Annotated in this window: 14 protein-coding genes, 2 rRNA genes and 6 pseudogenes; 9 read left to right on the top strand and 13 right to left on the bottom strand. The window is 54.0% G+C overall.

What is annotated here, in order from left to right; translation table 11 throughout:
- Window positions 1-380: 380 nt before the first annotated feature.
- From TKWG_RS12445 to TKWG_RS12435, 3 genes are all read left to right on the top strand, one after another.
- Window positions 381-3,252, top strand: a 23S ribosomal RNA gene (locus TKWG_RS12445).
- 219 nt (window positions 3,253-3,471) lie between these two features.
- Window positions 3,472-3,584 (top strand): 5S ribosomal RNA (gene rrf, locus TKWG_RS12440).
- 356 nt (window positions 3,585-3,940) lie between these two features.
- Window positions 3,941-4,906 carry an acyltransferase family protein gene (locus TKWG_RS12435; protein WP_014751172.1) on the top strand — a complete coding sequence of 322 codons (966 nt, stop codon included), beginning with the start codon at window positions 3,941-3,943 and terminating at the stop codon, window positions 4,904-4,906.
- A 164-nt stretch (window positions 4,907-5,070) separates the two neighbouring features.
- Here TKWG_RS12435 and TKWG_RS25010 read toward each other — a convergent pair whose 3' ends face one another.
- From TKWG_RS25010 to TKWG_RS12405, 8 genes and pseudogenes are all read right to left on the bottom strand, one after another.
- Window positions 5,071-5,253, bottom strand: a complete 183-nt coding sequence (locus TKWG_RS25010) for a hypothetical protein (RefSeq protein WP_238534420.1) — start codon at window positions 5,251-5,253, stop codon at window positions 5,071-5,073.
- A 38-nt stretch (window positions 5,254-5,291) separates the two neighbouring features.
- The gene (locus tag TKWG_RS25005; RefSeq protein ID WP_050981611.1) at window positions 5,292-5,741 is read right to left on the bottom strand and encodes a type III PLP-dependent enzyme domain-containing protein; all 450 of its coding nucleotides are present in this window, start codon (window positions 5,739-5,741) and stop codon (window positions 5,292-5,294) included.
- Window positions 5,742-5,872: 131 nt separating this feature from the next.
- On the bottom strand, window positions 5,873-6,355 hold the full coding sequence (locus TKWG_RS25000; RefSeq protein ID WP_050981610.1) for a hypothetical protein: 483 nt from the start codon (window positions 6,353-6,355) through the stop codon (window positions 5,873-5,875).
- 45 nt (window positions 6,356-6,400) lie between these two features.
- A complete protein-coding gene (locus TKWG_RS21620) occupies window positions 6,401-6,904 on the bottom strand; it encodes a T6SS immunity protein Tdi1 domain-containing protein (protein WP_014751171.1) in 504 nt (167 codons plus the stop codon).
- 66 nt (window positions 6,905-6,970) lie between these two features.
- Window positions 6,971-7,444: a TM2 domain-containing protein gene (locus TKWG_RS12420; RefSeq protein WP_014751170.1), complete on the bottom strand. Its 474-nt coding sequence runs from the start codon at window positions 7,442-7,444 to the stop codon at window positions 6,971-6,973.
- 377 nt (window positions 7,445-7,821) lie between these two features.
- Window positions 7,822-8,598 carry an FAD-dependent oxidoreductase gene (locus tag TKWG_RS26590; protein WP_322786632.1) on the bottom strand — a complete coding sequence of 259 codons (777 nt, stop codon included), beginning with the start codon at window positions 8,596-8,598 and terminating at the stop codon, window positions 7,822-7,824.
- Window positions 8,517-9,074: an FAD-dependent oxidoreductase gene (locus TKWG_RS26585; RefSeq protein ID WP_322786539.1), complete on the bottom strand. Its 558-nt coding sequence runs from the start codon at window positions 9,072-9,074 to the stop codon at window positions 8,517-8,519. The genes TKWG_RS26590 and TKWG_RS26585 overlap by 82 nt, the downstream gene beginning before the upstream one ends.
- A gap of 81 nt (window positions 9,075-9,155) precedes the next feature.
- A pseudogene (locus tag TKWG_RS12405) lies at window positions 9,156-9,980 on the bottom strand (ferritin-like domain-containing protein).
- A 92-nt stretch (window positions 9,981-10,072) separates the two neighbouring features.
- Here TKWG_RS12405 and TKWG_RS12400 point away from each other — a divergent pair.
- The 5 genes and pseudogenes from TKWG_RS12400 (at window position 10,073) to TKWG_RS12375 (ending at window position 16,410) form a co-directional block, all read left to right on the top strand.
- Window positions 10,073-11,035 carry a D-2-hydroxyacid dehydrogenase gene (locus TKWG_RS12400; protein WP_014751166.1) on the top strand — a complete coding sequence of 321 codons (963 nt, stop codon included), beginning with the start codon at window positions 10,073-10,075 and terminating at the stop codon, window positions 11,033-11,035.
- Between the two features lie 141 nt (window positions 11,036-11,176).
- A pseudogene (locus TKWG_RS26000) lies at window positions 11,177-12,788 on the top strand (GMC family oxidoreductase).
- A gap of 497 nt (window positions 12,789-13,285) precedes the next feature.
- Window positions 13,286-14,078: pseudogene (locus TKWG_RS12385) on the top strand (phosphoadenylyl-sulfate reductase).
- 52 nt (window positions 14,079-14,130) lie between these two features.
- The gene (cysD, locus tag TKWG_RS12380) at window positions 14,131-15,081 is read left to right on the top strand and encodes a sulfate adenylyltransferase subunit CysD (RefSeq protein ID WP_014751160.1); all 951 of its coding nucleotides are present in this window, start codon (window positions 14,131-14,133) and stop codon (window positions 15,079-15,081) included.
- Between the two features lie 19 nt (window positions 15,082-15,100).
- Window positions 15,101-16,410: pseudogene (locus tag TKWG_RS12375) on the top strand (sulfate adenylyltransferase subunit 1).
- Between the two features lie 292 nt (window positions 16,411-16,702).
- On the opposite strand, the pseudogene TKWG_RS12370 reads toward TKWG_RS12375, so the two are convergent.
- The 5 genes and pseudogenes from TKWG_RS12370 to TKWG_RS12350 form a co-directional block, all read right to left on the bottom strand.
- Window positions 16,703-17,784 (bottom strand): annotated as a pseudogene (locus TKWG_RS12370) (sulfate/molybdate ABC transporter ATP-binding protein).
- A gap of 99 nt (window positions 17,785-17,883) precedes the next feature.
- Window positions 17,884-18,795, bottom strand: coding sequence for a sulfate ABC transporter permease subunit CysW (gene cysW, locus TKWG_RS12365; RefSeq protein ID WP_014751157.1), 912 nt, complete (start codon window positions 18,793-18,795; stop codon window positions 17,884-17,886).
- Window positions 18,796-18,806: 11 nt separating this feature from the next.
- The gene (cysT, locus tag TKWG_RS12360; RefSeq protein ID WP_014751156.1) at window positions 18,807-19,643 is read right to left on the bottom strand and encodes a sulfate ABC transporter permease subunit CysT; all 837 of its coding nucleotides are present in this window, start codon (window positions 19,641-19,643) and stop codon (window positions 18,807-18,809) included.
- A gap of 25 nt (window positions 19,644-19,668) precedes the next feature.
- The gene (locus TKWG_RS12355) at window positions 19,669-20,685 is read right to left on the bottom strand and encodes a sulfate ABC transporter substrate-binding protein (RefSeq protein WP_014751155.1); all 1,017 of its coding nucleotides are present in this window, start codon (window positions 20,683-20,685) and stop codon (window positions 19,669-19,671) included.
- Between the two features lie 322 nt (window positions 20,686-21,007).
- Window positions 21,008-22,581: pseudogene (locus TKWG_RS12350) on the bottom strand (TerC family protein).
- Between the two features lie 204 nt (window positions 22,582-22,785).
- Between TKWG_RS12350 and TKWG_RS12345 the strand changes: the two are divergent.
- Window positions 22,786-24,597, top strand: coding sequence for an ABC transporter ATP-binding protein/permease (locus TKWG_RS12345; RefSeq protein WP_014751152.1), 1,812 nt, complete (start codon window positions 22,786-22,788; stop codon window positions 24,595-24,597).
- Window positions 24,598-24,627: the final 30 nt, after the last annotated feature.

Raw genomic sequence — 24,627 nt, 5'->3', positions numbered from 1 at the left:
GAATTTGGGTTTACCCGAATGAGGGTGGTGAAGTAAAGCATTATTGGCTGTATATGTTCTTTAACAATTTGGAAGAAGCACAACTAAAGTATTCAAAGGGTACTTATGCGATCCACCAGGGTCGGGTAAGTAAACGATGAAAAATTGGGTTGTGATTGCATTATTTTATGAAGTTCTATTAACTCAAGCTTCATGATCGAATGCGCTTTTGTCTTGTGATTCAGGATTTATTCTGGGTTGCTGGGTGTGAGTGGATTTGAGAGTGAGGAATGACATTGATGAACGGCACACAAACGCAAAAACTCAGCATGTTTATGCAGTGAATTCAAAAGGCACTGTATAGACGAAGCAGTAAATTCCTATAGCCTTTAGTGTTATAGGATCAAGTGACTAAGTGCACATGGTGGATGCCTTGGCGATCACAGGCGATGAAGGACGTTATAGCTTGCGAAAAGCTACGGGGAGCTAGCAAATAAGCATTGATCCGTAGATATCCGAATGGGGGAACCCACTGTCTTTGACAGTATCCTGTACTGAATACATAGGTACAGTGAAGCGAACCGAGTGAACTGAAACATCTAAGTAACTCGAGGAAAAGAAATCAACCGAGATTCCGAAAGTAGTGGCGAGCGAAATCGGAACAGCCTTGACGAGATAGCAGCATTGGTAGTTGAACGGGATGGAAAGCCCGGCCGTAGCAGGTGATAGCCCTGTAGACGAAATCTTTGCTGTGGTACTAGGCGTCGAATAAGTAGGGCGGGACACGTGAAATCCTGTCTGAATATGGGGGGACCATCCTCCAAGGCTAAATACTCGTGATCGACCGATAGTGAACCAGTACCGTGAGGGAAAGGCGAAAAGAACCCCGGAAGGGGAGTGAAATAGATCCTGAAACCGTGTGCATACAAACAGTAGGAGCCTCCTTGTGGGGTGACTGCGTACCTTTTGTATAATGGGTCAGCGACTTACATTCAGTGGCAAGCTTAACCGAATAGGGAAGGCGTAGCGAAAGCGAGTCCGAATAGGGCGAATTAGTCGCTGGGTGTAGACCCGAAACCAGATGATCTATCCATGGCCAGGTTGAAGGCACGGTAACACGTGCTGGAGGACCGAACCCACTAATGTTGAAAAATTAGGGGATGAGCTGTGGATAGGGGTGAAAGGCTAAACAAATCTGGAAATAGCTGGTTCTCTCCGAAAACTATTTAGGTAGTGCCTCGCGTATTACTGCCGGGGGTAGAGCACTGTTATAGCTAGGGGGTCATGGCGACTTACCAAACTATGGCAAACTCCGAATACCGGCAAGTACAGCGCGGGAGACAGAGCACTGGGTGCTAACGTCCAGACTCAAGAGGGAAACAACCCAGACCGCCAGCTAAGGTCCCTAAATATTGCTAAGTGGGAAACGAAGTGGGAAGGCATAGACAGTCAGGAGGTTGGCTTAGAAGCAGCCACCCTTTAAAGAAAGCGTAATAGCTCACTGATCGAGTCGTCCTGCGCGGAAGATGTAACGGGGCTAAGCAATATACCGAAGCTGCGGGTTCGTGATTTATCACGAGCGGTAGGAGAGCGTTCTGTAAGCCTGTGAAGGCAGCTGGAGACGGTTGCTGGAGGTATCAGAAGTGCGAATGCTGACATGAGTAGCGATAAAGGGAGTGAAAAGCTCCCTCGCCGTAAGTCCAAGGTTTCCTGCGCAACGTTCATCGGCGCAGGGTGAGTCGGCCCCTAAGGCGAGGCAGAGATGCGTAGCTGATGGGAAGTTGGTTAATATTCCAACACCATTGTTAAATGCGATGGGGGGACGGATTGCGGAATGTGAGCGGGTGATTGGTTGTACCCGTGACTGGTACTGAGAAGGTGGTTAGGTAAATCCGGCCGCGTAATTCAAGGTATTGGTGCGAAGCGAATTTATTCGTGAAGTCATAGGAAGTGGTCCCAGGAAAAGCCTCTAAGCTTCAGTTTAACAATGACCGTACCGCAAACCGACACAGGTGGACGGGATGAATATTCCAAGGCGCTTGAGAGAACTCAGGAGAAGGAACTCGGCAAATTAATACCGTAACTTCGGGAGAAGGTATGCCCTAGTAGCGTGTTAAAGCGCGAATGGGCCGCAGAGAATCGGTGGCTGCGACTGTTTATTAAAAACACAGCACTCTGCTAACACGAAAGTGGACGTATAGGGTGTGACGCCTGCCCGGTGCTGGAAGGTTAAGTGATGGGGTGCAAGCTCTTGATCGAAGCCCCAGTAAACGGCGGCCGTAACTATAACGGTCCTAAGGTAGCGAAATTCCTTGTCGGGTAAGTTCCGACCTGCACGAATGGCGTAACGATGGCCACACTGTCTCCTCCTGAGACTCAGCGAAGTTGAAGTGTTTGTGATGATGCAATCTCCCCGCGGCTAGACGGAAAGACCCCATGAACCTTTACTGTAGCTTTACATTGAATTGTGAACCGGCCTGTGTAGGATAGGTGGGAGGCGTTGAATTACGGTCGCCAGATCGTAGGGAGCCATCCTTGAAATACCACCCTGGTTTGTTTGCGGTTCTAACCTAGGCCCGTTATCCGGGTTGGGGACAGTGTATGGTGGGCAGTTTGACTGGGGCGGTCTCCTCCCAAAGTGTAACGGAGGAGTTCGAAGGTACGCTAGGTACGGTCGGAAATCGTGCTGATAGTGCAATGGCATAAGCGTGCTTGACTGTGAGACTGACAAGTCGAACAGGTGCGAAAGCAGGACATAGTGATCCGGTGGTTCTGAATGGAAGGGCCATCGCTCAACGGATAAAAGGTACTCTGGGGATAACAGGCTGATACCGCCCAAGAGTTCATATCGACGGCGGTGTTTGGCACCTCGATGTCGGCTCATCTCATCCTGGGGCTGTAGCCGGTCCCAAGGGTATGGCTGTTCGCCATTTAAAGAGGTACGTGAGCTGGGTTTAAAACGTCGTGAGACAGTTTGGTCCCTATCTGCCGTGGGCGTTGGATACTTGACGGAGCCTGCTCCTAGTACGAGAGGACCGGAGTGGACATACCTCTGGTGTATCGGTTGTCATGCCAATGGCATTGCCGAGTAGCTATGTATGGAAGAGATAACCGCTGAAGGCATCTAAGCGGGAAACTCGTCTGAAGATAAGGTATCCCGGGGGCTAGACCCCCCTGAAGGGTCGTTCGAGACCAGGACGTTGATAGGTCAGGTGTGTAAGCGTAGTAATGCGTTTAGCTAACTGATACTAATTGCCCGTGCGGCTTGATCCTATAACTCTGCAGGTTATAAGTAGACATGTTAAGTCATGGTTCTACGACTGCGCTGAGCATAGTGTTTGAGTGTCGTTCAAAAAACTGAAGTAAATTGCAGCAAAATCAATCACCAACGCAAGATTGACTCATCTGCCCCGCCGAATACATAATAGCTTGTGCTTCTTCCAAATTGCTAACGCATAGCAACCAGCTAGCGCTAAGCCATACCAGCTTACGCTTGACGACCATAGCAAGGTGGACCCACTCCTTCCCTTCCCGAACAGGACAGTGAAACGCCTTTGCGCCGATGATAGTGGATGGACATCTGTGAAAGTAGGTCATCGTCAGGCTTTTTATTCCTTCAAACGCCCGCAATTATTCATTGCGGGGCGTTTGTGCTTTGTGGTCACCGGTTTTTATATAAACGCCCATAATATATAGACTACAGACATATTCATACACACATCATAAGTACGCTGTTGATGCGCTGGTACGACGCCTTATCGTTGCTTCGCGTTGCCTTGTCTCTCTCTATATTGCACTCGTCTATTCGGCCTTCCCTCCAAATAAATCCCCTCGCTTAACACAAGCGCCTGCAAATACCATTGCATGCGGTTATCGTTACATTCGACAGCAATTGGTAGGCATCCTTCATGCCTTGGGCGCCTCGGATCGTTACAATATATGATTAAACAAAGGATGATACATGCAGCGTAACGCGGGAACAGATGGGCTGAAGATAGCATTGGCAATGATGGTGGTCGCCTTGCACGCATCGTTGTTTACCGAGACCGCAGAGTATCTTAATTACATCTTTGTAAACGGTCTGCTTCGCATTGCTGTGCCGACTTTTTTTATCATCAATGGCTTTTATTTCTATCCTCTGGTCGCCCGAAATCGTTCCTTTAGCGATTGGGCCAGGCGTCTGGCGGTGTTATACGGCATCTGGATGTTGCTGTATTTGCCGTTCTATTGGCCGGTACACTGGGAGCTGGCCCGTGATCAGATTGGCCTGCTAGAGAAGCTGGTATTTGGTTATCATCATTTATGGTACCTGGTGGGTACCCTTGGCGCTGGGGCGGTATTGTATGTATTGCGCAGGCGCAGTGATAAGTACATTCTTAGCTCTGCCGTAGCGTTGTTCGTTGTGGGTTATGTGTTGCAGGCACTTGGCAATTATGCGCCGATCGAAGAAGGGGTGCCGGGGTACCTGTTGAATTCCGGCTGGATTTTCCGCAACTTTCTTTTCTTTGGCTTTCCCCTGTTCGCCATCGGGTACCTGATCGCCAAACACCGCCTGCATAAACTGCCTCGGCGTGATCCGCAATTGCTGTGCGCCATATTCGCGTCAGTCATGCTGCTGGTAGCGGAAAGCTCCGTGCACTATTTTCTGCATCCTGCCAAAGCCGGTGTGGATATGTACCTTTCTTTGCTGTTGCTGTGTCCGCTGCTGTTCCTTTTCTTTCACAGCCGCTCAGCAAGATTGAATACAGACTTTCTCTCCAAGCTTTCTACAGCCATTTATCTGACGCACGTATTCTTTATCAATATTTTGCTAAATACAGGCTGGATGGAGCAGGGCACGCCACTGTTTGTCATGGTGATGTTTGCCAGTACGATTGTGTCTGCACTGCTGGTCTGGTCTGATCGCAGGTGGAATATTCTATTCTGATAGCCACCTTTCACATGGAATGCATCGCGCGTGGCAGCCTGTCGGTTGCTACGCATAGCCACAGTCCGGCAGGATAATTGCTTGCGCAGATATGAATGGACGGCAGCAGGCAGCTATTTTCTACATAGCCGCAACAAGACGCAATATAAGCCAGCGAGCAGGATTCAGAAGCGCGTGGTAATGTAGGACCGCGCCTGGCCGTTGTCGTCAATAACAGGCATCCATTTCCACTTATCGAATGTGGTGCAGGGATGAGAGATACCCAGAATAATCCTGTCACCCACAACCGGAGCAGGGCCGGCAGCGTCAAAATGTAAATAGGCGTGCTGGTCATTGAGGCCCGTGATCTGCCAGGTTGCGCCTGGCGCACTGCGAACCCGTTCACCTACGCGCGCGTACCCTGTGACAAATTGGCAGTCGTCAGGTCATAGGAGATATCGCGTTTGCCGCAGGTAAGCAGGGCCAGCCCGGGTTCCGGCACCGATTGCACCATGGTCCATACCTCAAGCGCTGCTTGCAGGCTTTCCTGCAGGTGTTCGCGCTCCTGCACTTTGGCCAGATGGCGCTGGTAAACACCATGATCATGGGTGATATAGCATCCGGAGCGCAGTACGCCTCGTACGGGCCGTTCCAGACTGATTTTCAGGCCGGGGACGACCAGATCGAAAATGGCCGAGCCGCCGGCCGAAAGAATAATTTCGTCGGTATCGAACAGCTGCTGTTGGTCGCAGGCGCGCGCGACAGCTTCACAACGGCTCATCAGTGTATCAACGGCCGGCTTGTCTTTTTCTGTATCTGTGGCCAGGTTCCCTTCATAGCATTCAATGCCGCCCAACGCAAGTACGGGCGATTGATGGATGCAACGGGCCAGCGTCAGTGCTTGCTCAAATTCGCGGCAGCCAGTCCGCTGGCCTGCAATACCAATTTCCAGCAGGCAGTCAAAACGTATGTGTTGCTGCGGGTTGTCTATACTGTAACGCCCTGCCCAGGTTTCGATATACCTGACCTGTTCGATTGAGTCGACCAGAAACCAGATGCGCAGGTCGGAATGCGTTTGCAGGAGTGACTGTAATTGGCACAGGTCTGCATCACAAATAACCTGATTGGCAATAATGATGCGTTTGGCGCCGGCTGGATGCCTGTCCGGGCCTGAAACACGGTGGCGAAGGTGAGGCCCCAGGCACCGGCCGCAAGCTGGCGGTCAAACAGTTCTGGCGACATGGTGGTTTTGCCATGCGGCGAAAGGCTGACACCCTTGTCGTGGGCAAAACGCTGCATCCACTGCAAATTATGTTCCAGCGCCGCCTGGTTCAGCACCGCCAAAGGGAATGCAAAGGCGTTGTCATAAACGTTAAGCCGGGCTGCGTCAAAGGCGTCGGGCGCCGTTGTGCCGAGTTCTGCCGGAAAATGCTTTAGCGTGCAAGCCTGTATCGGAAGGGGATTGCTCATCTCTGTGTCCTGCTTCATGCGCTGCGGGGAGGGTGGCGTTAATTACTATTCCGGTTTTTTGCTGCCGATATCCGCATCCGCGGGTGAATCAGGGTCATCAGCCGTGTCGTCTGGAAGCTCGATCTGGCTCAGCTTTTGCCAGAGCGCACCCATTTCGTCGAAATATTGGTAAATATCAACCGCCGTGAGTTCATCGGTTTCGAACGAGCCACCCAGGACAGGTGGTGTAGCGAGCGCAAAAATGGCATTGTCTGGTAGCGGGGTTTCCAGCAACGGTGCCATCAGCAGTAGCGAAAAATAATCGGTAATGAATTCGGGGTCGGCAAGCACGGTGCGAAACTCATCGAAGTCGGAGGCAATGTGCTCCAGTTCACCGTCGTTGGTGTCCAGAAACAGAATATGACCTGTTTCTGGTTCAAGCAAAAAGCAGTCTGCCGTTTTGGTAACCAGCAGGATTTCGACCTGGGCGGGCAGCAGCCATTGCCAATGGTTCAGCAGCCGCGGCTGATCAAGATTGTCCGTGGCAATGGTCAGGTCGTTCAGATTCACGTGCGCTCCTTGCGTCGTTGGCGCCGGCAGAGGTGTCGGGCCGCCTGCGACCCTGCCGGGTGGTGATTATGACGATTGAATGCGCAGACGGTATTCTTCGTCATTCATGAAAATATATCTTACCGCATCGATCAGGCTCAGAAATACTGTGAGTGGCAACCAGATGAAACTGATGATCAGATACAGCAGCCCCATGCCGATCTGGCCGTTGTAAAAACGGTGCGCACCCAGCCAGCCCAGGAAAATCGCCAGAAAAATGGCTATTTTACGGGAGCTTGCCTGGCGGGTCAGTTCTTCATCCTTATTCTTATATATCCAGATGCACACGATCGCCGTCACCACCAGGGCGACCAGTATTTTGACGGGATGTCGGGAGACATATTCGGAGACGGTGTAATACAGATCGGAGAAGTTATAGATGACCAGGCCGGTGATGTCATGCAGCCACACCGCCAGCGCGGTGAACACGCCTTCGCCGAAGGTCAGGCCGATCAGGACAATGATAAAGACGATAATGGGCAGGAGGATTTTCTGGAGCATGGCAGCGGGTCTCGGTAGGCACTAAACGACAGTTAGGGATTGACATTGCTAAATCGCATAACGGACGCGGGTTAATGAGGCAGTAAATCTGGGTCAGTAAACGTTGTATAGGCGTTAGAAAAGCGTTAGATAAGCGAATGTTAGATAAGGTATATTCGCATAAAAACAAGGCAGGGCCAGAGGAATTGGGCGCATGGATGCTTCATTGCGTTTCGGGTACAAAATACAGCTATGCGTCATAGATTGGCCCTTTGCCTGATTGTAATCGTCACCGGCTTGCCAGCGGTCACATGCCAGGGCCTTGGCGTGTCGGCCGGACCAGGCGAGCACGAAGGCCGCCATGGCCAAACCGGCCTTATGCCGTCTGTGCCTGGCGCTTACGCATCGGCCAGCGTAAATACGTTTTTGCCGAATGGCAGCGCCTGGCCGCGCAGCAAATGGCTGATGACGCTTGCAGACCCCGGCGCCAGGGTAAAGCCCAGAGCGCCCTGGCCGATATTGAGCCACAGGTTACCATAGCGGGTGCCGTCAATAATGGGTTTGCCTTTTGGCGTGGCCGGACGCAGCCCGGTCCAGAGCGTGGCCAGGTCATAATTGCCCGCATCGGGAAACAGATTGCGGGCTTCCTGCTTGAGCGCTTCAATACGCGAGGTATCGATGCGGCGGTTTAAGCCCACCATGTCGGCCATGCCGGCGATGCGCAGGCGCTCTCCCAGCCTAGCGTAGACGACCTTGCGTTCATAATCGGTAATGCTGACCATCGGCGCGTCGGCGGCGCGCTCAATCGGCACGGTCAGGCTGTACCCTTTGAGCGGGCTGACCGGCACCGCAATGCCCAGCGGTTTGAGCAGCGCTGTGCTCTCGCATGCCAGTGCCACCACAATATGATCCGGGGTCAGGTGTTCGCCGGCCGTTGTCTGCACGCTCACTTTGCGATTGCTGTCGGCCGCTAGCTGGCGGACAGTGGTATTGAATCGGAATGTGACGCCGCGCTGCTGTAAAATATTTTTCAGGGCAACGGCAAGCTGAAAGCAGTCTGCACTTTCTTCGCTTTCGGTAAAGATGCCGCCGCTCAGGTGATCCCGCATGCGTTGCAGGGCCGGCTCCAGCGAGATACATTCTTCGACCGACAGGGCGCGTTGCTCGCAACCCAATGAACGCTGAAAGTCCAGTTGTTCGACGGCATGATCGAAGGAATCGCGACTGCGATGCACACCAGTTTGCCCGCCCGTTTATGGTCAAAGGAGATAGCCTCCTGTTGCATCATTTCGTGATATAGGTCACGGCTGAGAAACGACAAGGCGAGTAGCTCACGCGTCGTCTGGTTACTTTGAGCCGCATTGCAGGCTTTGACAAAACGCACGTTCCAGCACAGGGTGGCAGGATCCAGGCTGGGACGAAAACGCAGGGGTGAGTTGCGGTCCAGCAGCCATTTGGGCACGTGGCTCATGACGCCCGGGCCGGCCAGTGGCGCAACGTAACTGTATGACAGTTGCGCCCCGTTGGCAAAACTGGTCTCCAGCGCAACATCGTTGTTTCTCTCAATCACAGTGACGTTGTACCCGTCCCGGTTGAGATAGTAAGCAGTTGTCAGCCCGATGATGCCGGCCCCAAGTACCAGAACGTCCATAATTTTTCCGTGAATATGAAAAGGCATTGGTTCTATTGCCGGGGCCCGGATCAGGCCGGCCTGTGAAGACCAATAGTGCAATTATAAGGAATTCAGCCAGTCAATATCGGCCTGGGTGAACCCGGCCGCCATTCTGGCCTGGACATTGAACGGCCCGCGAGGCTTGCCGACGCGATAGGTATCGATCAGCGTCGCATAAGCGGCCACCGGATCCTGGTTCTGTTGCTCGCAGCAGTACAGGTACCAGCGATTGCCGGTTTTGACATGGCCGATTTCGTCGCGCAGGATAATATCCAGAATCTCAACGCCGCGCTTGTCGTTGACTGCCCGCAACTTGTTCTGGATTGCCGGAGATACATCCAGGCCGCGCGCCTCCAGGGTGCGCGGCACGAGTGCCAGCCTGGCCAGGATATCATCGGCGGTTTTTTCCGCATATCCCATAAGCCATTATGGGCGGCAAAGTCGCCATACTGATAGCCCTGAGGCTGCCAGATGCCCGCGTACGAGTGAAAAGTGATAGGCCTCTTCCCGTGCGACCTGCAGCCAATCGTAGTAAAAATCATCGGGCATGCCCGGAAAACGCCAGATGATATCCAGTGCCAGATTGATGGCATTGAATTCGATATGGGCGATGGAGTGCATGAGCGCCGCTTTTCCCTGTTGCGTCTGCGTTGAACGTATCGATACTTCACGCGGGTCCACCAGTTGCGGCCGTTGCGGTCGACCCGGCAGCGGCCGCGTGGGTTGCAGGATCAGATCGGCGCATGCGGGCAGGGTGGATACCAACTTGTCAACAGCGGTGATTTTTTTGCACGGATCGGACTCGGCCAGGGCATCCAGTGCTGCCTGACGAAGCGATAGGTACGCAGCAGGCGCGACAGGAGGCGGCGTGACAGAAGAGGGCATGTCAGTTTACAAACAATGTGTTCACTAAAACCTCTATTTTAGTCAATGGCAGGCAATGGTATAGTCTTGTTTTGACTTTCACAGGAAAACTCATGTCTTCTTCTGCTCGCATTGTCTTTCTTGATCGGGCTACGTTGCCTGACTTTATCGCCCTCAAGGCATTTGAGTTCGAGCACGAAGTGATCGCCTACGACCAGACAGCGCCGGCCGACGTTGCCCAGCGGATTCGGAACGCGCAAATCGTGATTACCAACAAGGTGCCGGTGTCGGCGCAAGACGTGGCGCAGGCGGGCGAGCTCAAATTGGTTGCCGTGGCGGCAACCGGGACCAATATCGTTGATATTGAGGCATGCCGCGACAAGGGTATTGTTGTGACCAATATTCGCAATTATGCAGTCAATACGGTGCCCGAGCATACACTGGCTTTGATTTTTGCACTGCGTCGCAGTTTGCTTCCCTACCATCGCTCGGTCGGACAGGGACGCTGGGCGCAAAGCGGGCAGTTTTGCTATTTTGATTATCCGGTCAGTGATCTGGCCGACAGCACGATTGGTATATTCGGTTCAGGTGCGCTCGGCAGCGCGGTGGCCAGGCGCGCTCAGGCATTGGGCATGAAGGTGCTGTTTGCCGCTCGCAAGGGAGAGACCGAAGTAAAGGAAACGCATACCCCCTTTGAAGAGGTGATCGCACAGGCTGATATCCTCACGCTGCATCTGCCGCTGACCCCGGCAACCCGCCATATGATTGGTGCGGCAGAATTGGCGCAAATGAAGCCGACCGCTCTTTTGATCAACACGGCCAGGGGTGGACTGGTGGACGAAGCCGCACTGGCCGAGGCCCTGGAAAACAACAGTATAGGTGGTGCGGGTTTTGATGTGGTGACCCAGGAACCCATGCCCGATACGCATCCATTCATGCGCCTGATGAACCGACCGGACTTTATCCTGACGCCGCATGTAGCCTGGGCCAGCCGTCAGGCGATTCAGTCGCTGGCGGACCAGTTGGTGGATAACATCAATGCGTTCGTGCGTAACGATATCCGCAATCAGGTTTGATTTGGATACATCCGTCGCGTGTGCTTACAGCTTATACCTTTCATAGGTAGAAGTACGCGTTGTCATAACGCTGAATATTTTCAATAATGATCAGGATACGGACCTATCCGTATAACAAATAATAATAAGCAGAGTGGAAGCATGCCAGAAACAACGACGCTATATGGCGATTTTGATTACATCATTGCGGGGGCCGGTTCGGCGGGCTGCCTGCTGGCCAACCGCTTGTCTGCAGACCCGTCCTGCAGGGTCTTGTTGCTGGAGGCCGGCGGTGACGATAAATGGCGCTGGTTGCATATCCCAGTAGGGTACCTTTATTGCATCGGTAACCCCAATACCGACTGGTGTTTTACCACGCACCCGACGCCGGGCTCAACGGCCGCAGTATTGCCTATCCGCGAGGTCGTGTGCTCGGTGGCAGTTCCGCCATCAATGGCATGATCTATATGCGCGGGCAGAAAGAGGATTACGATGGCTGGCGCGATGCCGGCAACGCAGGCTGGGGCTGGGATGATGTGCTACCGCTGTTTAAGAAGTTCGAACATCATTACGCGGGCGATACAGCGTTCCATGGTGGCCGTGGTGAGCTGCGCGTTGAGCAGCAGCGTTTGCGCTGGGACATCCTGGATGCCTTTCGGCGTGCCGCCGAGCAGGCAGGCATTCCCCAAATTGAAGACTTCAATTGTGGCGACAATGAAGGCTCTTCGTATTTTCAAGTTACCCAGAAAAAAGGCGTGCGTTTCAGCGCGTCCACTGCATTCCTGCGACCGATCAAGGAGCGCAGCAACCTTACCGTTATCACAAATGCAATGATAGACCGGGTCAATTTCGCAGACCGGACGGCCCAGGCTTGCGCTTTCGCCATAACGATCACTTTTTCCACGCTAATGCGCGTTGTGAAGTCATTCTGAGTGCCGGTGCCATCGGCTCGGTGCAAATTCTTCAGCGCTCGGGGGTTGGCGCGGGCGATCTCATGAAATCGCTGGGCATCCCGCTGGTTCACCATTTACCTGGGGTGGGTCGCAATCTGCAGGACCATCTGCAGTTGCGCATGATATACAAGGTAAACAAGGTGCGCACGCTCAACACCATGATGCAATCACCGTTGGCCAAAGCCTACATGGGCCTGCAATACGCCTTTATGAAAAAGGGCCCGTTGACGATGGCGCCGTCACAGCTGGGTATTTTCGCGCGGTCCTCTCCAAGGCAACAACGCGCCAATGTGGAATACCATGTACAGCCGCTATCACTGGAAAAATTCGGCGACGGCTTGCATCCGTTTCCTGCCTTTACTGCCTCTGTATGCAACATTCGGCCAACCAGCCGCGGTACGGTGGCCATTGTTTCTCCTTCGCTTGAAGACCGGCCTGATATTCTGTGCAATTATCTGAGCACCGACGAAGATGTTCAGGTTGCCCTGGAGAGCATCCGGCTGACACGGCGTATCGCCGATCAGGCTGCACTTGAAAAATATACGCCTCAGGAGTTCCGGCCAGGTCCGCTGGCCAAGACTGATGATGACCTTATACGGGCGGCCAGCGATATCGGCACAACCATCTTTCATCCGGTGGGCACCTGCAAGATGGGCGCCGATGAGATGGCCGTAGTCGACGCCAATTTGTGTGTGCACGGGGTTAACAAGCTGCGTGTGATCGATGCGTCGGTCATGCCCACCATTACGTCGGGAAATACAAACGCGCCAGCCATGCTGATTGCGGAAAAAGGTGCCCAGCTGATATTGGCCGCTCGCTGACCAGGTCTGCAGGCGCGGCGCAGCAAATCGTCGGGTTTTCTACAGACTAGCGGGTCACCACAGCCGAGGGCCCGTTAAACGCGTCTGCGTGTATTAATAAGTTAATAAGCGCGTCCATGTTTATTCGCATGCGCGCAGGCTATTGTCTGGCAGCGCTTGCCGGCAGCGAGTGGTTTTGGCAGGCACTTCTGGCAGTCACTTGTGGCAGTCACTTATATTATTTGCATATATTGACATGCCTGCCTGAAATAACACGAATCATAACAGCGATTGCAGATCGCAGGCCAGGCACATACCTGGCGCTGCTGACAACAGCGCGCCTGGCCGCCGTCGATACAACCACAGCACCGCTTGGCCAGCCTGGTTTATATCCACCATCTATAAATAAAGACATATTTATTCGTTCTGAATCCTGAGACGAGCCGATAAGATAAAGCCTCACCGAAGTAGGCTGGCCCGCATATCGGGTGCAGCACTACACCTTGGACGGATAAATTATGGCTTTTCACTCTGCGCAAACGCAAGCATCGGTTTTTGAACGCCCGATCCTGTGGGCGCCGCCAAAGCGTGCAATTGACCTGCTGCACTGGATGAAAAATGCCAGCAGTTGCGCGAACGGTTGCTTGCTATCGCGCGATCGCACTCGCACACGCGCCTGGCATCCAGCCTGTCGGCGGAAGATATGGTTATTACAGACGTGATATTGCGCGAGGCAGGACTAAGCGAACACTACCAGGATATCGCCGCGCATATCGACATCTTTACACTGGAGACCGGCCGTCTGCCAGCAGAAACACTTACGCTACTGGACCAGATCCAGTCTCGCTACGGTACACGACTGGCCATTTACACACCCGATGAGTCGGCCGTGCAGGCGTATATCGATCAGTACGGTATCAATGGCTTTTACGAAAGCTTACAGGCACGCCGCCAGTGCTGCGATATTCGCAAGGTGGTGCCGCTGGCGGCAGCCTGGCGGATGCCGATGCCTGGATTACCGGCCAGCGTCGTGAGCAATCAGTCACGCGCAGCGATCTGGATTTGCATGAACATGATGAGGCTCGAGGGATCAGCAAATACAACCCCCTGTTTGATTGGTCCGAGCAGGACGTTTGGGCATATGTGCAGCGTTATTCGGTGCCGGTAAACGCGTTGCATTACCAGGGGTATCCAAGCATTGGTTGCGATCCCTGTACCAAGGCGATCCGCGTGGGCGAAGACCCGCGCGCCGGCCGCTGGTGGTGGGAAAACCAGGACAGCCGCGAATGTGGTCTGCACGTTCACAATTGACATTGCTCCGCAGGCAATGAGACAAACACATTATCAGGGAAACACATTGGCTATGGATACATTATCCGGTTCGATTAATCACCACCCCGCGCATCTGCATACCGGGCATCTGAAGCGGCTTGAAGCCGAGTCCATTTATATTATTCGCGAAGTCTATGCACAAAGCAGATCGCCCGCCTTGCTGTTTTCGGGCGGCAAGGATTCGGTGGTCATGCTGCACCTGGCCCGCAAGGCGTTTCGCCTGGGAAAGCGGCCTTCATCATTGCCTTTTGCGCTGGTCCATATTGATACCGGCCATAATTTTCCGGAAGTCATCCGCTTTCGGGATGAGCTGGTCGCGCAACATGGATTCACGCTGGTGGTGGGGCACGTGGAAGACTCCATTCGCAAGGGAACCGTCAAGCTGCGGCGTGCCACGGATTCGCGCAATGCCGCGCAGGCAGTGACGTTGCTGGAAACGATCGAGGCCCACGGCTTTGATGCGCTTATGGGGGGGGCACGGCGCGACGAAGAAAAAGCCCGGGCCAAGGAACGTATTTTTTCCTTCCGTGATGAATTCGGCCAATGGGATCCCAAGGCACAGCGCCCGGAGCTGTGGGAATTGTATAACGCCCGTGTTCATCCGGGCGAGCAGATTCGCGTGTTCCCCATTTCGAACTGGACCGAGCTGGACATCTGGCAATACATTGAACAGGAAAATCTGGCCTTGCCTGATATTTATTATGCGCACGACCGCGAGATTGTTCGTCGCAACGACATGCTGGTGCCGGTTACGCCGCTGACGCCCAGGCAGGAAACGGAGCGTAGCGAAGTGGTCAGTGTCCGTTTCAGAACGGTGGGCGATATCAGTTGCACCTGCCCGGTCGCCAGTACGGCTGCCACACCGGCAGATATCATCCGGGAAACGGCCATCGCCGAGATTACCGAAAGAGGGGCCACGCGCATGGATGACCAACTGAGCGAAGCATCCATGGAAAAACGCAAGAAAGAAGGCTATTTCTGAACAGCCAGGAATTACATATATGACAACTGAAAATACAAACGGACTCTTGCGCTTTATTACAGCGGGTTCGGTCGATGATGGAAAAAGCACGCTTATTGGACGGTTGCTGTTTGACAGCAAAGCGGTATTGAGCGATCAACTGCTGGCTGTGCGCAATGCTAAACACAAGCGCACAATTGGCGAGCAGATTGATTTTTCCTTGCTGACTGACGGGCTGGAAGCAGAACGGGAGCAGGGCATTACGATCGACGTTGCCTACCGCTATTTTTCGACGGCAAAGCGCAAGTTTATTATTGCCGACACGCCAGGCCACGAACAATACACGCGCAATATGGTGACCGGTGCGTCGACAGCCGATGCTGCAGTCGTGTTGATTGATCCGGTGCGCGCCCTGGATGCGCAGGATAACGTGAGCTTGCTGGCGCAAACCCGCCGACACAGTGCGTTATTGCGCTTGCTCGGCATCAGGCACATTGTGGTGGCCGTCAACAAAATGGATCTGATCGGTTTTGATCAACAACGGTTTGAGAAAATCTGTGATGCCTATGCACAATTGGCCACTCAACTTGGCCTGACTGACGTGCGCTATATTCCAGTGTCGGCACTGGGTGGCGACAATGTCGTCACGCGCAGCGAAAACATGCCCTGGTATCAAGGGCAACCACTGCTGTCGATACTGGAGTCGCTCGAACTGGCTCAGCCAGGCGAGAATGATCCTGCTGCCCTGCGGTTTCCGGTGCAACTTGTGGTACGCCAGGATGGTAACCAGGCAGACGATTTTCGTGGCTATATGGGCAAAGTTGCCGGTGGACAACTCTCTGTCGGCCAGGCACTCAGGGTGTTGCCGGGCAATCAGACGGGAATTGTCAAGGAAATACTGGGCCCGGACGGCGAAGTATCTACCGCGGTGGCGGGCGATGTTCTGACAATCAGTCTGGACCGGGATATTGATGTATCGCGTGGTGATATCTTTGTTGCTGCAGATGCACAGGTTGAGGCCAGGCGTGATATCCATGCGGATCTGTGCTGGTTTGATGCCGACCCGCTGCAACTGAAGCGCAAGTATCTGTTGCGCCATACGTTTGCCAGCATTCCGGTCAGAATCAACAGGATCAATAAGGTACTGGACGTAAAAACACTGTTAAACGAAACGGGCAGCGAGCAATTGCGCCTGAACGATATTGGCGAGGTCCAGCTCACGTTGCAAAAGCCCTGGTGAGTGACAGTTATGACGAGAATGCCGTCACCGGGTCCTTTATCCTGATTGACGAGGTCAGCAATAACACGGTTGCTGCCGGTATTATCAAGGCAGTGGCGAAAACGGCATGACATCTCTTTTGGCCGGGAAGGTGCATGATAGCTATCTCGCAGCCTGGGTGGGGTACCAGTAGCGTATTGTAAAAGTGGATTGTTAAACCCGGCACCGTTTTGAACGGCACCGCCAGAAGCAGGGCTGAAAAGCCCGCCTTTGACGGTGCCTTTTTTTGTCAAGTATATTGGGCTTTGAAGCTGGCGGCGGCAAGGCGTTACGCGCAACGTGACGGTGAACAAATGCCGGCGCAACCATCCGGAATATCGCCGAGGATCGGGTAGCGTTGGACGATAGCGCCGCGCCAGATATTCAGGCAGCAGCCGACACGTTGCTTCGGGTGAAGACGGCCATTTTACGAGGCTTGACATAAACCGTATCGCCCGGGTTCAGTCCCAGCAGCCGGTAGCGTTCGCGCGTCATGACAACTTCAATGGGATCCGGAGAGCCTGCGCGAGCAAGTTCCAGACGCACAACCGGGCCGATGGCATGTACATGCTCGATCGTTCCGCGGTCCAGCGCATTGCTGGCGTCCTGGGTCAGTTCGATATCGTGAGGGCGGATGTACGCAGTCACTTCATCGTCGCTGCTGCCGGGGATATTGCCCGGCGCCAGGGGTTGTGCATAATCGCCGCGAGTGAACTGTTCATCCTGAATACGACCGTGAAAGAGATTGACGTCGCCAGAAACTGGGTGACAAACGCGCTGGCCGGATGTTCATAGATTTCGTCGGGTGTGCCCACTTGCTCTATCCGGCCATGGTTCATTACGACAACCCGATCAGAGACTTCCAGCGCTTCTTCCTGGTCATGCGTAACGAAGATACTGGTCAGATGAATCTCGTCATGTAATTGCCGCAACCAGCGCCGCAGATCCTTGCGAACCCGGGCATCCAGTGCCCCAAAAGGCTCGTCCAGCAACAGCACTTGCGGCTCGACGGCCAGCGAGCGGGCCAGCGCGATACGCTGACGCTGCCCGCCTGACAGTTGGCTGGGATACGCATCGGCCAGCCAATCCAGTTGGACCATTTTCAGCAAACGATGTACCTTGTCGTGGATTTGCGCTTTCGATGGGCGGCTGCGCCGTGGCTTGACGTTCAGCCCGAAAGCAATATTATCGAATACCGTCATATGGCGAAACAGCGCATAGTGCTGGAAAACGAAGCCGATGCCGCGCTCGGTAACATGCTTGTGTGTGGCATCGACGCCTTCGAACAGCAACTGGCCTGAATCGGGTTGCTCCAGCCCGGCCACGATTTTGAGCAGCGTTGTTTTGCCGCAGCCGGACGGCCCCAGCAGCGCCAGCAATTGGCCGCTGTGGATCTGCAGGCTGATATTGGCCAGGGCGGTAAAGTCACCAAATGTTTTTGTGACATGACGAACTTCAATGCTCACAATAAATTCCTTGTTCTGTCTGCAGGGGCAGTGGTTGCTGCAAGGTGAAAAATCGGACGGCAACCGCAGCGGTTGAACCGATTGCCGGCTGTATCAATTTCATGTTGCGCTTATCGCGGCAGCAGTGCCGATTCGGCTGTCTGCGGTCGATTGCACGGGGCTGCCGCTGCGCCGCAGCGATTGCTGGTGAGAACGATGCTGACGCCATTCGATGACGGATTTGAGGATCAATGTGACGATGGCCAGCAGCGCCAGCACCGAAGCGCATACAAACGCGCCGGCAATATTGAATTCGTTATAAAGGATCTCTACGTGCAGGGGGATGGTATTGGTGACCCCTCGTATATGACCGGAAATAACGCTGACGGCACCAAACTCGCCCATGGCCCGGGCATTGGTCAGGATCACGCCGTACAGCAGGCCCCATTTGATATTTGGCAATGTGATATGCCATAGTGTCTGCAGGCTGCCGGCACCCAGCACCAATGCGGCCTGTTCTTCATCGGCGCCCTGCGCCTGCATCAGTGGAATGAGTTCACGGGCAACGAACGGAAAGGTGACGAAGGTGGTCGCCAGCACAATACCGGGGACGGCAAAAATAATTTTCAAATCATGCGCATCCAGCCACAAGCCCAACGCCGTCTGGTTGCCAAAGAGCAGTAGATACATCAGGCCGGCAACCACAGGTGACACCGAGAATGGCAGATCAATCAATGTGATCAGAAAGCTCTTGCCGCGAAAATTGAAGCGAGCGATGGCCCAGGCGGCGGCGACGCCGAAAATCACATTCAGGGGCACGGCAATGGCAGCCGTCAGTAGCGTCAGGAAAATGGCCGACAGCGCGTCCGATTCGCTCAGGGTGTCACGGTAGAATGCCCAGCCCCTGCTGAATGCTTCTGCAAAGACCAGCAACATGGGCAAGGCGATAAACAGCAAAATGAAGACAAGTGCAATAGCCGTCAGCAGAAGACGTATCCAGGTTTTTTCGGTGCGGCGAAATTGGGTGTTCATCTGGCTGCCTTTCAGTTCATGCCGTTACGTTTATTATTCCAGCGCTGAACCAGATTGATCAGCAACAGGACCAGGAAGGAAATCATCAGCATCAGCACGGCCAGCGCGGTCGCGCCGGTGTAGTCCGACTGTTCCAGCTTGGCGGTAATCAGCAGCGGTGTGATTTCCGAGACCATGGGAATATTGCCGGCGATAAAAATTACCGAGCCATATTCGCCGGCAGCCCGGGCAAAGGCCATGGCGGCGCCGGTAAGCAGGGCCGGCGCAATGGCGGGAAAGATAACCTTGGCAAAGATTTGCCAGCGATTGGCGCCAAGGCAGGTGGCGGCGTCTTCCAATTCCGGTTCCAGATCTTCCAATACCGGCTGGACTGTCCGAACGATAAAGGGCAGGCTGATAAAGATCAGCGCAATCACAATGCCGGTTGGCGTATAGGCAATCCGGATACCCAGCGAGGCAAACAGGCTGCCCAGCAGGCCGTTGGGTGCATACAGGGTCGTCAACGCAATACCGGCAACGGCAGTGGGCAGGGCAAAGGGCAGGTCGATGAAAGCATCGATGAGCTTTTTCCCTGGAAAAGTGTATCTGACCAATACCCAGGCAGTGACCAGACCGAATACGACATTGATCAGCACCGCAATCAAGGAAGTGCCGAAGGTCACATATAGTGAGTGAATCACGCGTTCGTTCAGAATGGTTTTCAGAAAGCCTTCGATCCCGGACTGGGCTGCCCAGCCAAACAGGACGGCAAACGGAATCAGCACAATCAGGCTGAGCCAGAAAAGGGTAATGCCCAGCGTCACGCCAAAGCCGGGTAAAACCGAATATTGTTTTCTAAGCAGCGTCATTGCAGCACGTCAATTGAAAGTGGCATTATTTTTTCAGGTAGATCTGATCAAAAATGGCGCCGTCAGCAAAATGCTTTTGGTTGGCTGCATCCCAGCCGCCCAGCTCAGCAATCGAAATGGTTTTTAGTGGCGGAAATAGCTTGTCTGCTTCTGCGGCCAGGCTCGGATCGGTGGGGCGGTAGAAGTTTTTGATCGCGATGCGCTGCGCTTCGGGCGTATACAGGAAATTCAAATAGGCGGTGGCCACTTCGCGGGTGCCGCGCTTGTCCACGACCTTGTCGACAATGGCCACCGGCGGCTCGGCCAGTACCGAAAGCGAAGGCACGATGATGTCAAACTGCCCCTTGCCCAGTTCTTTTTGGGCCAGGAATGCTTCGTTTTCCCAGGCCAGCAATACGTCCCCGATCTGGCGCTGTACGAAAGTCAGGGTTGAGCCGCGTGCGCCCGAATCCAGGACTGGCACATGGCTGTACAGGTCCTTCAGATACTGTTTTGCAGATTCCTCAGTGCCTTCCGGCCGGGCCTTGGCCCAGGCATACGCAGCCAGATAGTTCCAGCGTGCGCCGCCCGACGTCTTGGGGTTGGGGGTGATCACCTGGACATCTGGTTTAATCAGGTCGCCCCAGTCGCGAATACCCTTGGGGTTGCCCTTGCGCACCAGAAACACAATGGTGGAGGTAAAGGGCGTACTGTTGTGCGGGAACTTGGTCTCCCAGTCTGCGTTAATACGCTTGCTCTTGCGGGCGATATTGTTGATGTCGATGGCCAGCGCCAGGGTCACCACGTCGGCATCCAGGCCGTTGTCCACCGAACGGGCCTGGGAGCCGGAGCCGCCATGCGATTGTTTGATGGTCAGCTTGTCGCCGGTTTTTTCCTGCCATTGCGCAGCAAAAATACCGTCTATCTCCTGATACAGTTCGCGGGTGGGATCGTAGGACACGTTCAGTAAAGTAAGGTCTTTGGCGTGCGCCGCAGACAGGAGGGCAGCGACCGAGACGGCGGCAATCGAGATATTGCGAAAAAGGGTGGAACGGGTAGTCATGAGCGGCCTGTGTCTGTCAAAATTGGAGGAGAGCAATAATGCAAGTGGGTTCAGTGTAGAGAACCCGGCCGCCGGCACGAACGATTAAATTCTGATAATGATATGCACAGGAACAATATAAAAGCGCGTTCGGTAAAGTGGCAGATATAAGCCTGTGGCGGCAGGATCTGCGCCACGTCTCGTTTTATTTCGTTTGTGATAAGAAGAAAAGAATGAAAAAATAAAGCCCGCGAAAGCGGGCTTGGAAAATCAGGTAATAAGTTTATAAACGGAGATGCTATCGTTGATGGCGCTTGCACCACGCAGTGCGCAATATCAGGTTTTATATATCCAGCAACTCTTCGGGGTTTTTCTCGCGATACTGTTCGACGCTGACCTGGCCAATACGCCGGCCGTCCAGAGCCACGACCTTGAAGACGGTTTTGATCGGGCCATGTTCCAGTTCGAAGACATCGCCGGGCTCGGCCAGCCGGTCAAACTGTCGCAGCAGGTAGCCGGCCAGCGTGGCGGTCTCTTCGTTGTCGTCGTACAGTCCATCAATGTTCAGGATCTGCTCCAGGTGACGCAGGTCGGCTGCGCCATCGATCATCCAGCGTCCTTCGCCCAGCTCCACAATGTCGGGGGTTTCATCTTCGTCCGGGAATTCACCGGCGATTGCTTCGAATACGTCCATCGGCGTCACCAGGCCTTCGATCGCGCCAAATTCATCTGTGATTACCACCAGTTGGCCGCGACTTTCCTTAAGTGTCTGGATCAGCGTCAGGATGTTGATGGACTCGGGCACCACCAGCGGCTTGCGCAGTTTTTTGACATTGATTCGGCCTTCGGTAAGAATATCTGCAATCAGATCACGTGCCCGGCCGACTCCGATGATTTCATCCAGCGCACCGCGGCAGATCGGAAAGAAGGTATGGGGCGTGTTGATGATTTCATCGCGGATCTTATTGATATCATCTTCGATATTGATCCATGAAATATCTGCACGCGGCGTCATGATCGAATGAATGCTGCGGTCGGCAAGCGTGAGCACGCCGCTAACCATATAGCGTTCTTCGTCTTCAAAAACAACGGGTTGTTCAGCCTGCTGGTTGGGATTTTCCATATGCGCCTCGTCCGGCGGACGTTTGCCCAGCATTCGCAAAATCCCTTCGGCCGTACGCTCGCGCATGGGGCGGGTGGCTTCGGTGCGCTTGATGCTGTGACGCGCGATCTGGTTGAAGATTTCGATCATGACCGAAAAACCGATGGCCGCGTACAAATAGCCCTTGGGCACCTTGAAGCCAAAGCCTTCGGCCAGCAGCGAAAAGCCGATCATAAGCAGGAAACCCAGGCACAGCACGACCACGGTCGGGTGCTGGTTGACAAAGTTGGTCAGGGGCTTGGATGCAACCAGCATCACCGCCATGGCGATGATCACGGCAGCAAACATGACCGGCAGATGATCGACCATACCAACAGCGGTGATAATCGAGTCCAGCGAAAAGATGGCGTCCAGGGCAATGATCTGTGTGACAATCACGCCGAAGCTGGCATAGACGCGCGGGCCGGTAGAGGCCCTGGTTTTGCCTTCAAGCCGTTCATGCAATTCAAGGGTACCCTTGAACAGCAGAAAGAAACCGCCGGCGATCAGGATCAGGTCCCGGCCCGAGAACGACAGCGTGTAAAGGGAAAATAGCGGCGTGGTCAGTTTGATCAGCCACGACATGACTGACAGCAGCATGAGCCGCATGATCAGGGCCAGGGCAAGTCCGGTAATGCGAGCTTTGTCACGCTGCTTGGGGGGAGTTTGTCGACGAGAATGGCAATAAAGACAAGGTTGTCTATGCCCAGCACCAACTCCAGAACAATCAGTGTAATCAAGCCTACCCATATATTTGGGTCAAGCAACAGCTCCATCAAGGGACTCCAGTTATTTAGATCATCAAATAGTAGCAGATAAATCCACGGGTTTTCAGGACCTTGCGAGCGCGATAATTATTACATTCGTGCACGCTCGGATTGACAGCATCCCCGCCAGTTAAGGTAAAGTGACTCTTTTTCGCGGATGCTGCGCCCGATGGTTGCGCAATGCAGTGCACAAATCAGGATACAGGAGTGTGAATGGACTGGGGTCAGGAATTAAAGGATAGTGCCTTCTGGCTTATACAGGCCTATGTGATTTCATTTGCCGCTATCGTGGCCAGCGGCTGGTTGCTGACGCGCTATACCCATTGGGGGCGGCAGTTTTGGAAGCTGGCCGGCGATTATTTCAATCCCCGGCGCTCGGCACGCCCCCTTGTGATGTTCAGCGTCATCTTGCTGCTCAGTCTGTCAGGCGTACGCGTCAGTGTGCTGTTTTCCAATTGGTACAACAGCATGTATACTGCGCTGCAAAAACTGGACGAGACCAGTTTCTGGATTCAGATGGGTGTTTTTACCATCCTGGCAGGTATTCACATTATCCGCTCCCTGGTCACATTCTATCTGCAGCAGGCCTTTACGATCAACTGGCGCGAATCGCTCAACGGCGTTTTCCTGAACAAATGGCTGTCGCGCACCAGCTATTACCGTTCCCATTACCTTAGCACGCCGGCAGATAACCCGGACCAGCGTATCCAGCAGGACATCGCCAACTTCGTCACGGTATCGCTCGACCTTTGTCTGGGGGTAGTCAGCTCTCTGGTTTCGGCGGTCGCCTTTACCATTATCCTGTGGACCCTGTCTGGTGACATTACGCTGGCCGGGGTCACCATCCCGCGGGGCATGGTTTTTGCCCTGTTTATTTATATTCTGATTGCCACTGTCTTTGCATTCCGGATCGGCCGACCCCTTATTCTGCTCAATTTCCTGGATGAGAAATTCAATGCGGACTATCGATATTCCCTGGTCCGCGTGCGTGAATACGCCGAAAGCATCGCTTTCTACAAAGGCGAAAAAATCGAAATGGGCAAGCTGATGAGCCGTTTTAAGCAGATTATCAGCAATGTCTGGGCTATTGTGCATCGAAGCGTCAAGTTTCAGGGGTTCAACTTCTTTGTCTCGCAGACTGCGGTCATTTTCCCCTTTATTATTCAGGCGCCGCGTTTTTTCTCCGAGCAGATTACGCTGGGCGCCATGACCCAGAGTGCCCAGGCATTTGGCACGCTGCATGATAACTTGTCGTTCTTCCGTAACGCGTATGATACTTTTGCCGGCTACCGGGCCACACTGAATCGGCTGCATGGATTTCTCACCAATATTGAAAATGCCGACGCCTTGCCATTGCCCGATGTCCGGCAGGATGGCGACACGGTTCTGCTTGAGGATGTGAGCATTCGTACGCCGCTAGGCCAGGAACTGGTTAATGATCTGTCCATGCGTGTCGAAAAGGGCCAGTACTGGCTGCTGCAGGGTCCTTCGGGCTCTGGTAAGACCACCATTCTGCGCGCCATAGCTGGCCTTTGGCCATATTCCAGCGGCACGATCGTACGCCCCGAAGACGATATTTTGTTCCTGTCACAGAAGCCGTATGTGCCGGAAGGCTCCTTGCTTGAAGCGCTGTATTATCCGAATTCGGTGCCGGCAGACGGCCTGGAAAAAGGTAAGCAGGCCCTGCTTGACGTACACCTGGCTCACCTGCAAGCTCGGATTGAGGAAACAGTCAGTTGGTCGCACACCCTGTCGCTAGGCGAGCAGCAGCGCGTTGCCTTTGCCCGTTTGCTCCTGGCAGCGCCGTCCGCCGCTTTCATTGACGAGGCTACGTCGGCAATGGACGAAGGTCTGGAAGACGCGATGTATCGTCTGGTCCACCAGCGTCTGCCCCAGTTGAAATTGATCAGCGTCGGCCACCGCAGCACATTGATTCCGCAACACTCGCATCTGTTGCATCTGAACGGTGACGGGACCTGGTACACGCGACCCATAGAAACGCCGCCTGCACCGGCGCAGGCCTGATTGCCGGAGAGATGATAATGGAACACCAAC

This window comes from Advenella kashmirensis WT001, assembly GCF_000219915.2.
GTDB classification, from domain to species: Bacteria; Pseudomonadota; Gammaproteobacteria; order Burkholderiales; family Burkholderiaceae_B; genus Advenella; species Advenella kashmirensis.
Note: the sequence above shows the minus strand (reverse complement) of the source record. Positions and strands in the feature narration are given on the sequence as shown.